Raw genomic sequence first — 12,081 nt, 5'->3', positions numbered from 1 at the left:
CCGCAGGCCGTTGGCGGACCATCACGAAAGATCGAGGCTAGTACCGATCCTCCCCGACCGCCCTGTTGCAGACCACCGCGTCGCCGCTGGCGCCCACTCAGCCGTCCGCGAGTTCGTACCGCAGCGCCCCCGAGGGACAGCGCCGCACCACCTCGGCCACGCGTTCGGCGTCGGCGGCGTCGGGCCGGATCCACGGGCGCTCGGCCGGGTCGAAGACCTCCGGCAGACCGCTGACGCACTCGGCGGCGTGCAAGCAGCGCCCGGCCTCGAAGGTCACCGTGATCGATTCACCCCTGTACGCCTTCTTCTCGGTCCCGCCGCTCATGCCGACCTCCGTCGCTCCGCGTCGCGCCGTGCCCGGCTGTTCAGTCGCTGACCTTGCTGCGGGACTGGTACAGCAGGTCCTGGTACTCGGGGTGCCGGGCGATCCACTCCGCGATGAACGGGCAGGTGGCGAGCACCCGCAGGTTCGCGGCGCGTGCCTCGTCGAGGGCGGTGCGGGCCAGCGCCGACCCCACTCCCCTGCCCTCGTACTCCGGCGAGACCTCGGTGTGCACGAACGCGACGAGTTCCGTCGTACGGATGTACTCCGCGACGCCCGCCGCCTTGGACTCACCGTCGACCCGGGCCTCGTACCGCTTGGCTTCGGGAACGTCACGCACTTCTACCGCCATGTGTCCTCCATACGTCCTCTGCGTGGGCCTCGCCTCACACTAGCCCTCGATGGTTGATGCATCAACTTGCCTCAGCATTCGACTGCCCGGAGGTGCCGGGGCGGTGGCCACGTCAGACATCGCCTCCGGTGGGCGTGGCCAGGAGCTGCATCTCCCAGGCGAAGGCCACCCCGCTGGCGCCGCCGTGCTGCGCCTGGATCTCGGCGGCGCCCGGCACGGTCTTCTCGCGGGCCCAGTCACGCTGCCACTCGCCCAGCACGGCCATCCAGGTGATCGGAACCACGCCCGCCTGGACCATGCGCCGCACGGCCATGTCGTGGGCCTCCTTGGAGACACCGCCCGAGGCGTCGGTGACGGCGAAGACCTCGAAGCCCTCGCCCACCGCGTGTATCGCCGGCATCGCGACACATATCTCCGTCCAGAGGCCGGCGATGATCAGCTTCTTGCGGCCGGTCGCCTTGACGGCATCGACGACGCGTTCGTCCTCCCAGGTGTTGATGAAGGTCCTGTTGATCGGCTTCTGCTCCGGGAACACATCCTGGATTCCCTTGATGAGGTGGCCGCCGCGCTCCTCCAGCACGGTCGTCAGGATGGTCGGTACGTCGAACAGCTTGGCGGCCTTGGCGAGGCCGACGACATTGTTCACGACCATCGTGGGTTCGTGACTGTGCAGGTTGGCGAACTGGAACGGCTGGTGGTCGATCAGGACGACGACACTCTCCTCGGGCGTCAGCAGCGCCTGCAGGCCGGACTTCACTTCATTGCCCATGGGATCCCTCTCCGGTTGCTTCGTGTCTGCGGGGTCGAACAGGACACCGTCGATCTGGACGGCGGCGATACGGTCGTACGTCTCCTCGCCGGCGGCCCGGAGGCCGAGCCGGCCGAACATCACCACAAGCCGGTGGACGAGCCCCACTACCTGACGCGGTCTCCGCGTCAGCAAGGGTCCGCAGAACCAGCAACGGCCTGACGTGGCTGGCTAGTTGATGCATCACCGACATTATTTCCGCTCGGTTGACGTGTCAACTAGATAGCGTCGGGCAATCCGGACATCGGGTGGAATCAGCCACGTCAACGGGATGGATGGGCTGTCAACGGTGTCGTTACACTCCCTCAATGAACGCAACGCCTCGCTGGCTGACCTCGGAGCAGAAGGCCGCCTGGGACAGCTTCATCCGCATGCAGGAGACGCTCATCGGGCGACTCTCCCGCCTGGTCCAGTCCGACTCCGGCATGTCCCCCGCCGACTACATCGTGCTGGTGAGCCTCACCGAAAGGGGCGGCGGACGCATGCGCTTCCTGGACCTGGCCAAGATGGTGGAGTGGGAGAAGAGCCGCATGTCCCACCAGGTCAGGCGGATGACAAAGCGCGGACTGGTCGCCAGGGAAGAATGCCCCGACGACGGACGCGGAGCGTTCATCGTCGCAACTCCCGCCGGCTACAAGGCGATCGAAGACGCCGCACCCGTACACGTCGATCACGTGCGCCGGCTGTTCATCGAGGCCCTCACCCAGGAGGAACTCGACACGCTCGCCCGGATCTCGGACCGCGTTTTGGAACACATGAAGAAGCAGCCCGACTGAGGGATCCGGATCTGCGCCCGACGTCAGCCTCATCATGGTAGTTGATACATCATCCAACCGCATCTCCGCCGCTCGGTGGGCGATGCGGCACTTCCCCACACACCCCCAGGGACAACGGTTGACACGTCAACCATCCCGGTGGTTGTCTTGCCGCGAAAGTCTCCTCCCCCTGCGGAGGAAAGACGGCGCAGTGACCATCCCGAGGAGGAGCGATGGAATCCCGCGTTGCGGACAATCCCGGCCAGTCGCGTTTCGAGGTCTTCGACGGCGACGAGCTCGCCGGCTTTGTCGAGTACCACCGGTACCAGGACGAGATCGCCTTCCTCCATACGGAGATCGATCCGCGGTTCGAGGGCAGGGGCCTCGGCGGTGCACTCGCCCGCGCGGCCCTCGGCGCGGCCAGGGAGCAAGGACTCGCCGTGCTTCCCTTCTGCCCCTTCATCCGTGGCTGGATCGTCAAGCACCCCGAGTACGCCGACCTGGTGCCGCAGGGGCAACGGGCGCGGTTCGGCCTGTGAGGCGGGCCGTGCCACAGACGGGGCAGACCGAGCCGACTGATGCCGTTCAGCCCGGGCTCCGTGAGTACGGAGGCCGGGCGGATGTGTCCGCGGAGCCCGTCAGGGAGCTGCTGCGCCCGCGCGAGGCGAACCTGGGCAGTACGGTCGTACGCAGGCTGCTGCCGAATCTGGGGCGACGGATGGTCGGCGCCTGGTGCTTCGTCGACCACTACGGCCCCGACGACATCGCCGACGAGCCCGGCATGCAGGTGCCGCCCCACCCGCACATGGGCCTGCAGACGGTGAGCTGGCTGCACGAGGGCGAGGTTCTGCACCGCGACAGTGTCGGCAGCACGCAGCTCCTGCGCCCTCGCCAGCTCGGTCTGATGACGTCGGGACGGGGTATCGCGCACGCCGAGCAGAGCGCCGTGCCACATCCCCGGCTGCTGCATGGCGCTCAGCTGTGGGTCGCGCTGCCCGACGCGCACCGCCACACCGCGCCCGCCTTCGAGCACCACGCCGACCTGCCGGTCGCCACGGCCCCGGGACTGACGGCCACCGTCATCCTGGGCGCACTGGACGGCGCCGTCTCGCCGGGCAGCACGTATACACCCCTGGTCGGCGCGGACCTCGCGCTCACCGAAGGCGCGGACGTACGGCTGCCGGTGGAGCCGCACTTCGAGTACGCCGTGCTGACGATGTCCGGGGCCACCGAGGTCGACGGGGTACGTCTCGACCCCGGCTCCATGCTCTATCTGGGCTCCGGACGTGCCGAGCTGCCGCTGCGCGCCCTGAGCGACGCCGGGCTGCTGCTGCTCGGGGGAGAACCGTTCGAAGAGAAGATCATCATGTGGTGGAACCTCATCGGACGGACTCAGGAGGAGATCGCCGAGGGGCGTGCGGCCTGGATGTCGGGTGACCGTTTCGGCACGGTCGACGGCTACGACGGCTCGCCGTTGCCCGCACCCGCCCTCCCCACGACCCCGCTCAAGGCCCGCGGCCGTACTCGCTGACCGTGCGCGTTGGGAACCGTGCACGTCGGGGACCGTGCACGTCCGGACGTTCGGTCCGTGGGGGTCCGCGCTTGGGTGGGGCCCGGCCGACGTCGCTCCGCTCTCCCCGACGGCGGGATCCGGCCCCATCGACGACCATGAGGACCACAGCGATGAACGATCGGAACGAGCAAGGGGTCACCGTTCGCCACCACCCGGACAAGAGCCGCTTCGACGTGCTCCTCGACGACGTCCACGCCGGGTTCTCCATGTACGAGGACCTCGGAGCGGACTCGGCGCGACAGCGTATCTTCTACTACACCGTGGTCTTCGACGAGTTCGAGGGTCGCGGTCTCGACAGCATCCTTGCTCGTATCGCTCTGGACGCCAGCGTCCGGGCGAGACATCGCATCGTCGCCGTCTGCCCCTACATCAAGGCTTGGCTCTCCACGCACCGCGACTTCGACGACGCTGTCGACCCTGTGAGCCCGGAGCATGTCCAAGCTCTGCGCTGAACCGCACAGGCACGCACCCGAGCCACCGCCCGTGCCGCCTCCCCCGCTTGCGACAGAGGGACCTGCCTCATGAAGACTCCCGTGCCCGACTACCTCGACGAAGTGCTCGACAGCCTGCGCGACGACACCAGGGGCGCCAACGCCGACTACATCCCCGAGCTCGCCGAAGCCGACCCGGATCGTTTCGGCATGGCGCTGACCACGACGCTCGGTCGCACGTACGCCGCCGGTGACGCCGACACGGAGTTCTCCATCCAGTCGATCTCCAAGCCGTTCGCCTATGCGGCCGCCATCATCGATCGCGGCCTCGACCGCGTCCTGGATGCCGTCGGGGTCGAGCCGTCCGGCGAAGCCTTCAACGAGCTCTCCCTCGAAGGGGACACCCACCGGCCCAAGAACCCCATGATCAACGCCGGCGCCATCACCACGCATGCGCTCCTGGTCGGCGCTGAGGCCGGCCAGGACGATCGCGTCGACCGCGCGGTGACGTTCTTCTCCCGTCTCGCAGGCCGGGATCTGCAGGTCGACGAGCGGGTGTGCACCTCAGAGCTCGCCTCCGCGCACCGCAACCTTGCCCTCGCCTACATGCTGCGCACCTACGGCATTCTCGACGGGGACGTGCCCTCCGTCGTCGAGGGATACACGCGCCAGTGCTCGATCCTGGTCAGCGTCCGGGACCTCTCCGTGATGGCCGCGACGCTCGCCACCGGAGGTGTCCAGCCCGTCACCGGCGAACGGGTGATGGACCCCGCCATCGCCCAGCACGTCATGGCCGTCATGGCCGCGGCCGGAATGTACGACGCGGCAGGCGACTGGCTCACCCGTGTCGGCATTCCCGCCAAGAGCGGCGTCGCCGGGGGCATCGTCGGTGTCCTGCCCGACCGGGTGGGCATCGGGACCTTCTCCCCGCGCCTGGACTCCCACGGCAACAGCCAGAGAGGGCGTCTCGTCTTCGAGCGGCTCTCCCAGGACATGGGAATGCATCTGTTCTCCGCCGACCGGGGCCGGCTCGACGCCGTCGACGTGAGCGAGTCACGGGGCACGGTCACGTTCACCCTGCAGGGCAACATCCAGCTCACCGCGGCTTCGGAGCTCCTGGACCTGATGGCCGACTCGAACGACTCGGCCGACGTGGTTCTGGACGTCACCCGGGTGCATTCCTTCTCCGACCTCGGCCGTCGCATGTCGCTCGAAGGGCTGCGCCGGCTGCGACTGGACGGGCGCAGGGTCGCCGTGCGCGACCCCTCGGGCGTCCTTCCGGACCCTGATCTGGGAGACGGCAGTTACCCGGACGTCGTCTGACCGGCCCGGCTGCCCCACTGTCCTCGCGACCCGCAGGCCGCAGACCCGCAAGCCGCAAGGACAGTGGTGCGGTAGGTCACCGAGGGCTGTCAGTGACCGGCGACGACGCCGGACAGCTCGTTGGTGCCTTCCGGCAGGGTGACGGAGGCGCTCTTCTTGCCGGTCCGCAGGTCGATGGCGTGCAGGGCCTTCTCGCTGGGGTCGGAGACGTACGCGGTGTTGCCGCGGACGAACAGGGTGGGCCGGGGCTGCTGCCAGTCCAGCGGTTCCTGCCACTCGCCCACGGCCGGGATCTTCTTCTCGATCCTGCCGCTCGCCGGGTCGATCACGCGGATCGTTCCGTCGGTACCGAGGACGAGTGCTTCACCCGCCGGGCCGCGGCCCAGCGACCGGAAGGAGTAGCTGGTGCCCAGATCGACCAGACGCAGCTTCTTCTTCTCCGTGTCGACGAGGGAGACACGGGTGGGCCGCTCCAACTCGGCCTCGGCGTCGGTCTTGTAGTCGCCCAGCAGGACCGGGGACAGGTCGCTGCCGGCCTGGTTGCCGATGCGGCCGTAGTCGTCGGGGGCGTCGATCTTGGTGAATTCACCGTCCTTGTAGATCAGGATGCCGTCCTCGCAGCCGACGGCGACGGCCTCGTTCTTGGCGGCCGCCTCGCCGTGCACACCGGGGCACTTCTCGTAGCGTGCGATCTCCTTGTTGTTCTTGTCCAGCACCAGCGCGCCGGTCCGCTTCTCCTCGGTGCCGAGCGTGCTGAGGAGTTCACCGTTGGACAGTTCGATGGCGACGCCGTGGTGCGCTTCGGCGGAGGCGTAGGTGCGGCCTTCCGGCTTCTTGCCGCTGCTCAGGTCGGCGGGGTCGAAGACGTTGACCTCCCCGGTGCCGTCGGTGAAGAGCACGGTCTTGCCCGCGTGACGTACGACGTGTCCGGGCTTGGCGCCCTTGTACTCGATGCCGGTGAGGGCCTGCCCGGTGGCATCGAGTACGCGGAAGCCGGTGTCGGTGGAGACGACGACGTGGTCCTCGTCGCCGGCGGGGTTGACCCGGTTGAAGCCGGGGAGCTGGAGGGTCTTGGTCAGCTTGAGGTCTGTGCCGTCCAGGATGTACAGACCGCCGTCGAAGGTGGCGACCAGCGGGTCCTTGACCGCGGCGGTGGGCGTCGCGCTGGTGGTGCCCTCAGCCTTGGTGTCGGAGGAGGAAGAGGAGGAGGAGTCGTCTCCTCCGCAGGCGGTCAGAACCGTGGACACCGCCAGCGCGAGGGCCGTACCCGTGAGAGCTCTGTTGCGTATGGACTCGTTCATCGGTGTGTTCCTTTCCTCGCCGCGCGGTGGCGGCTGTGTGACTGCTTCGGCCCGGTCGGCCGTGCCCGTCGTGGTGCGGGGAGGCATGCGGTGGTGCGGGGAGGCGGGGGTACGGCGATCAGCGGCCGGTCGTTCCGCCGGTCAGGCCCTCGGTCATGGCGCTGGTGTTGGCGCGCATCATCCGCAGGTAGGTGTCGGCGCCTCGGCCCTTCGCGGTCAGCGACTCCGAGTGGAGCTCGACGACCCGGACCCGGTCGTCCAGTTCCGTGCGCAGGACCTCGGCGAGTTTCGTGGGCTGGGAGGAGTCGGCGAACACGGTGCGTACACCGGCCCTGTCCATCGCCTTGGTGAGGGAGAGCAGGTCGGAGGAGCTGGGCGAGGCAAGCGTGGTGCCGCTGGGGATCACCGCGCCCACCACCCTGAAACCGAAGCGGTCGGCGAGGTAGCCGAAGACGTGGTGGTTGGTCACCAGTGCGCGCTTGTCCTCGGGAATCCGGTCGAAGGACTTCTGCATCCAGGAGGTCAGTTCGCCGAGTTGCTCGTCGTAGCGGTCGGTGTTGGCGCGTATCGCGTTGTCGTCCACACTGTCGACGTGCTCGATCACCTGGTCCGCTATCAGGCCGGTGATCTTGCGCACCCGGTCGGGATCGGTCCAGAAGTGCGGGTCGGGCTGCCCCTCCCCCTCCTCGGGGCCGCCGTCGCCCGCCGTACGGAAGGTGAGCGGATCCGCTGCCTCGCCGGCCGCGAAGGTGGCGACGCCGGACTCGCGGGCGGCGTCCACGTGCCGCAGGACGTTCTCCTCCAGTCCCAGGCCGTTGAAGACGACCAGGTCCGCGCTCTCCAGCTCGGCGGCCTGCACCGCCGAAAGGCCGAAGGAGTGCGGGTCGGCGTTGGGCTTCATCAGGACGGTGACGTCGGCTTCGTCGCCGACGATCTCCCGGGTGATGTCGCCGAGGATGTTGGTCGTGACGACGATGCTGGGCCGATCCTCACCGGTGGTGCAGGCGGCGGTCGCCGCAGCCGTGACGAGGGCGAGCAGGCCCACGATCAGAGCGCGCAGCCGTGCCGCGCCCACCCGCACCCGCCGTCTCGCCGCGGTCCGGCTCATCGGCCGGTCTCCGCCATGAGGACCGGCTCGATGTCCACGCTAAAGGTGCGCGCGATGCGCAGGTCGTCGTTGTAGTCGATCTCGAACACCCTCTTGCCCTCCGGGTCGTTGAGGTAGGCGCGGCTGCGATCGACCTCGATCACGGGGGTGCTGCCGTCGGTGCCGGCCGGCTCCTTCCCGGTGAGGAGCGGCTTGGTCCGCGTGAGGTGCCTGCCGGTGGCGATGTCGTAGCCGTGCAGTGAGCCGTCGTGCTCCAGGACGAGCAGCGCGGCGCCCTCCCCGGCGGTGTTCGCCGCGATGACGGGGCCGGTGTCCACTCGGGTCCAGGTCCGGTCGGTGACGTCCAGGACCCATACGGCGTCGTCCCCGGCAGGTGCGGTGAGGGTGTCGCTGCCCGGTCGCTGCCTGAAGTCGGTGGCTCGTTCCTTCGCCGGGACGTCCTGGTCGTAGGGAAGGGTCTCGGCGGTGAAGGCGCCGTCCTTGTGGCTGACGAGCAGGGCGCCGTCGGCGCAGCCCAGCACCACCCCGCGCCGGGTGACGGCGTCACCGCGCGGCTCGTCGCACTCGGTGTCCAGGACGGCGACGCGCTTGCCCTCGCGGTCGAGCACGACGAGCTTCGTCGTTCCGCTTTCGGCCACGAAAGCCAGCAGGTGTTCCTCGTACGGTATGACGGCGCCGGTGTAGGTGCCGGCGAGCGTCCGGGAGGACGCGATCTCGCCCTTCTCCAGCTTGCTGCGGGCGTACAGGACGGTCCGCCCGTCCTGGTCGGTCGCCGCGGTGACGACGCGATCGCTGCGTACTTGTGCCGGCGCGCCCACGGGGAGTTCGCCGACGTCCCGTACCGCCGCGCTGTAGTAGTGGACGTGATCCCCGTGGTCCACCATCCAGGCGCCGCTGTCGACCACGTGCGTGCCGCCGGGGGCGTGGAGGTAGCCGAACCTTCCGTCCGTACCCAGTCCGACGGCGTCCTTCACCCGGGTCGTCGTGTGTGTCTTGCCGGTGATGAGGTCGAGGACCCGGGTCTCTCCGCTGGCGGGCTCGTTGAGGAGCAGGCGGGACTGCTGTTCGGCGGCCTCCCGCGCTCCCTCCACATAGCCGTGCGGAGTGGCGGACGCGGAACTGGCCTCAGCCCGGGCGTCGTTGTTCTTGTCCTGCTGTCCCGCACAGCCCGTGGCGAGCAGCGCGGTGAGGACCAGTGTGGCCGAAGCCCACGGAGTGGCGTTTCTGCGGACGGTCATGACGATCAGCTCATATTTCTTTCAAGTGGCTTCGGAGGTGGCTGACTTCGGACTGACTAGGGGCTGACTACGGCGGCGGAGGCGAAGCGCGCACGGCGGTGCCGCAGGCCGGACAGCACGTGGGAGAGGAAGAACAGGCTCACCGCGAGGGCCGAGACGGTCGCGCCGGCGGCGGTGCTCAGGTGCCAGGACAGCAGCAGGCCGCCGAACGTGGCGGCCGCTCCGAGGAGTGCGGCGAGGGCCATGACCCCGTGGACGCTGCGGGCCCACGGCAGGGCCGCCGCGGGCGGGGCGATGAGCAGGCCGAGGACCAGCAGCGTTCCCACGATGTGGAACGAGGCGACGATCGCCAGACCGAGCAGGCCCAGCAGCACGGCGTGGGCCAGGCGTGGGCGCAGCCCCAGGGTCTGTGCCTTACGTGAGTCGAACGCCAGGGCCAGGAAGGCACGGTGGCCAAGGACCGACACCACCAGCGCCGCGCACAGCGCCCCCGCGAGCAGGAGGAGGTCCTGCTGCCGGACGGCGAGGACGTCACCGAACAGGAAGCCGGTCAGGTCCACCGCGAAGGACTGCGAGCGCGACACGATGATCACGCCGAGCGAGAGCATGCCGACGAAGAGCAGTCCGATGCCGGTGTCCTGGGACAGCCGCGGTGTACGTCCGAGGACGGTGACGCCCGCCGTCATGACAGCGGCACTGGCCACCGCGCCCACCATCAGGTTGCCGCCGAACAGCGCGGCCAGCGCGACCCCCGGCAGCAGGCCGTGGGACATGGCGTCGCCGAGAAAGGCCATTCCCCTCAGAACCACCCAGGTGCCCGCCAGCGCGCAGATCGCGGACACGAGGATGCCGCCCCACAGGGCTCGCTGCACGAAGGACACCTCGAACGGAGCCGTCAACCATTCCATGCCGGGGACACTACAATGAAAACCATGTTCATCACACCGGGCCGTTCGCCCGCCTCACCCCCGGAGCGCGTCTCTCGCGTCCACTTCACCGACCTGTGCGCCGGCTATCCGGGGCGCCCCGTCCTCCGTCAACTCAGCGCCGAGATACCGGCGTTGGCCACGACAGCACTGGTCGGACCGAACGGCAGCGGCAAGTCGACGCTGCTCGGCGTGCTCGCCGGTGTGATCCATCCGACATCCGGCGAACTGCACCGCGACGGAGATGTACCGCCCGCGTTCGTCCCGCAGCGCGGAGCCGTCGGCGACACTCTGCCGCTCACGGTCCGGCAGACCGTGGAGATGGGACGCTGGGGCGAGCGCGGACCGTGGCGCCGACTGACCCGCCGGGACCACGCGACCGTGGAGGCCGCGCTCGAACGGCTCGACATCGGCGACCTCGCCTCACGCCAACTGGGAGAACTGTCGGGCGGACAACGTCAACGCGCCCTGATCGCCCAGGGAGTGGCCCAGGAGTCGGACCTGCTGCTGCTCGACGAACCGACCACCGGACTGGACCCGGAGGCCAGGGAACGGATCGGGGCGCTGCTGACGGCCCTGGTCGCCGACGGCGTCACCGTCGTCCAGGCCACCCACGACCTGGAGGTCGCACGCACGGCCGACGCCTGCCTCCTGCTCCAGGACGGCCACCTCGCCGGGCAGGGACATCCCGACCAGGTCCTCACCACCTCGGCGCTGGCCCGCATCTGGCAACCTCTTTGAGAGCCCGCCGGAACTCGACATGTCGGTCTCGACCACTCCCCCGGTCGGCCACCCGGCCTGCCCCCGGACCGCTCCCGGACTGCCCCCGGACCGCTCCCGGACTGCCCCCGCGCCCCGCTCGACGTTCCGCCGGCGGGACGCGGAAGCCTGATCCTTCGCGTCCTTCGCATCCGCGGATGCCCACCCGTGTCGGGAGGCTCAGTAGATGTTGGCCTCGACCTGGGGCCCGTCCCCGCGTGCCGCGTTGATCTGCGCACGCAGCGAGACCTCGTCGTAGACGCGGACCTCCTTCACGATGCGGCCCTCCTGGATCAGGAACTGCGAGACACCCAGCACCGTGACCGGTTGGCCGGTGAGGGCGCCGAAGGCCGGGACGCCGCGGTAGGTGCCGTGCATGGTCCACAGGACGGCCACGCGCAGGCCCGCGTACCGCGGTGAGTGGTTGGTCTGGATGTCGCGGACCGCGAACCGCGCGTCGGGGAAGGGCCCGACCATGGCGAGGAGATCGCTCTGGTAGCGCTCGGGGCGGATGACGGTCCGGTCGCCGGTCGTGTGGAGGAACAGGTCGCGCACCATGAAGTCGTTGACGCGGTGCAGCCGGCGCCGCGTCCACACCTCGTCGATGAACTCGAGCACCATCTCGCACTCGGGACGGAAGACGTCCGGACGGGCACCGCTGACCCCCCGCAGCAGCACGTCGTTCGGCGGCTCCTCCAGCATGGAACCGGTATATCCCTGGAACGTCAGCCCGCGGGCCGCCTCGTCCGGGTCCTGGCCGCTCTGCAGGCAGTCGGCCAGGTCATCGCGTACCACCCATTCCTCGACCATCCGGCCGCGGCGGTACAGGCAGTTGGCCACCGTGCGCTTGCGGATGCGGAGGTGACGGCCCTCCACGAGGTGCTCGTCGGCGGAGAAGACCAGGTGCGAGCTGAGGAAGGCGTCGTTGCCGCGCGCCTCCCACACCACGTCCTCGGCCTGGCCGATGTGGCCCGGCGCTTCGCTCATACGGATCGTGCTGCCCTCGATGACACCGTCCCGCCCGGCCACGGTGCCGAGGCTGGTGTGCACGATCGAGTCGGGCTCGTAGTTCTCGACGATGTGGTCGATGTCGCGGTCGACCCAGATGCGGTCGGTCACCTCGCGGATGAAATCGTCCGGATCCTTGTAGGGAAGGTATGCGACGGGGTCCAGGGACATGATGCT

Annotated in this window: 13 protein-coding genes and 1 pseudogene; 6 read left to right on the top strand and 8 right to left on the bottom strand. The window is 69.1% G+C overall.

Annotated elements, in window-relative coordinates; genetic code table 11:
- Positions 1 to 100 precede the first annotated feature (100 nt).
- From ACFYXC_RS19920 to ACFYXC_RS19910, 3 genes and pseudogenes are all read right to left on the bottom strand, one after another.
- Positions 101 to 325, bottom strand: a pseudogene (locus tag ACFYXC_RS19920) ((4Fe-4S)-binding protein); the annotation flags it as partial.
- Positions 326 to 365: 40 nt separating this feature from the next.
- Positions 366 to 674, bottom strand: a complete 309-nt coding sequence (locus tag ACFYXC_RS19915; protein ID WP_389553285.1) for a GNAT family N-acetyltransferase — start codon at positions 672 to 674, stop codon at positions 366 to 368.
- 112 nt (positions 675 to 786) lie between these two features.
- Entirely contained in the window at positions 787 to 1,443 is a 657-nt protein-coding gene (locus tag ACFYXC_RS19910) for a hydrolase (protein ID WP_389553490.1), read from the bottom strand.
- A 347-nt stretch (positions 1,444 to 1,790) separates the two neighbouring features.
- On the opposite strand from ACFYXC_RS19910, the gene ACFYXC_RS19905 reads away from it, so the two are divergent.
- The 5 genes from ACFYXC_RS19905 to ACFYXC_RS19885 all read left to right on the top strand — a co-directional run bounded on the left by ACFYXC_RS19905 (position 1,791) and on the right by ACFYXC_RS19885 (position 5,564).
- Entirely contained in the window at positions 1,791 to 2,258 is a 468-nt protein-coding gene (locus ACFYXC_RS19905; RefSeq protein WP_388909702.1) for a MarR family winged helix-turn-helix transcriptional regulator, read from the top strand.
- A 212-nt stretch (positions 2,259 to 2,470) separates the two neighbouring features.
- Positions 2,471 to 2,776 carry a GNAT family N-acetyltransferase gene (locus ACFYXC_RS19900; protein ID WP_388909699.1) on the top strand — a complete coding sequence of 102 codons (306 nt, stop codon included), beginning with the start codon at positions 2,471 to 2,473 and terminating at the stop codon, positions 2,774 to 2,776.
- A gap of 8 nt (positions 2,777 to 2,784) precedes the next feature.
- Positions 2,785 to 3,768, top strand: coding sequence for a pirin family protein (locus ACFYXC_RS19895; protein WP_389553283.1), 984 nt, complete (start codon positions 2,785 to 2,787; stop codon positions 3,766 to 3,768).
- A gap of 152 nt (positions 3,769 to 3,920) precedes the next feature.
- The gene (locus ACFYXC_RS19890) at positions 3,921 to 4,262 is read left to right on the top strand and encodes a GNAT family N-acetyltransferase (RefSeq protein ID WP_389553281.1); all 342 of its coding nucleotides are present in this window, start codon (positions 3,921 to 3,923) and stop codon (positions 4,260 to 4,262) included.
- Positions 4,263 to 4,331: 69 nt separating this feature from the next.
- The gene (locus ACFYXC_RS19885) at positions 4,332 to 5,564 is read left to right on the top strand and encodes a glutaminase (protein ID WP_389553279.1); all 1,233 of its coding nucleotides are present in this window, start codon (positions 4,332 to 4,334) and stop codon (positions 5,562 to 5,564) included.
- Positions 5,565 to 5,653: 89 nt separating this feature from the next.
- On the opposite strand, the gene aztD is transcribed toward ACFYXC_RS19885, so the two are convergent.
- The 4 genes from aztD to aztB all read right to left on the bottom strand — a co-directional run bounded on the left by aztD (position 5,654) and on the right by aztB (position 10,119).
- Positions 5,654 to 6,865 carry a zinc metallochaperone AztD gene (gene aztD, locus ACFYXC_RS19880; RefSeq protein ID WP_389553277.1) on the bottom strand — a complete coding sequence of 404 codons (1,212 nt, stop codon included), beginning with the start codon at positions 6,863 to 6,865 and terminating at the stop codon, positions 5,654 to 5,656.
- A 118-nt stretch (positions 6,866 to 6,983) separates the two neighbouring features.
- Positions 6,984 to 7,973 carry a zinc ABC transporter substrate-binding protein AztC gene (gene aztC, locus ACFYXC_RS19875; protein ID WP_388909685.1) on the bottom strand — a complete coding sequence of 330 codons (990 nt, stop codon included), beginning with the start codon at positions 7,971 to 7,973 and terminating at the stop codon, positions 6,984 to 6,986.
- The gene (locus ACFYXC_RS19870) at positions 7,970 to 9,211 is read right to left on the bottom strand and encodes a hypothetical protein (RefSeq protein WP_389553275.1); all 1,242 of its coding nucleotides are present in this window, start codon (positions 9,209 to 9,211) and stop codon (positions 7,970 to 7,972) included. The genes aztC and ACFYXC_RS19870 overlap by 4 nt, the downstream gene beginning before the upstream one ends.
- 56 nt (positions 9,212 to 9,267) lie before the next feature.
- The gene (gene aztB, locus ACFYXC_RS19865; protein WP_389553273.1) at positions 9,268 to 10,119 is read right to left on the bottom strand and encodes a zinc ABC transporter permease AztB; all 852 of its coding nucleotides are present in this window, start codon (positions 10,117 to 10,119) and stop codon (positions 9,268 to 9,270) included.
- A 15-nt stretch (positions 10,120 to 10,134) separates the two neighbouring features.
- On the opposite strand from aztB, the gene aztA reads away from it, so the two are divergent.
- On the top strand, positions 10,135 to 10,878 hold the full coding sequence (gene aztA / locus ACFYXC_RS19860; protein WP_388909678.1) for a zinc ABC transporter ATP-binding protein AztA: 744 nt from the start codon (positions 10,135 to 10,137) through the stop codon (positions 10,876 to 10,878).
- 198 nt (positions 10,879 to 11,076) lie between these two features.
- Here the strand turns inward: aztA and ACFYXC_RS19855 are convergent, their stop codons facing one another.
- Positions 11,077 to 12,075 carry an ester cyclase gene (locus ACFYXC_RS19855; protein WP_389553270.1) on the bottom strand — a complete coding sequence of 333 codons (999 nt, stop codon included), beginning with the start codon at positions 12,073 to 12,075 and terminating at the stop codon, positions 11,077 to 11,079.
- Between the last annotated feature and the right edge of the window lie 6 nt (positions 12,076 to 12,081).

The organism is Streptomyces sp. NPDC002701, assembly GCF_042889045.1.
Lineage (GTDB): Bacteria > Actinomycetota > Actinomycetes > Streptomycetales > Streptomycetaceae > Streptomyces.
This window is presented reverse-complemented; position numbering and strand designations above follow the sequence as displayed.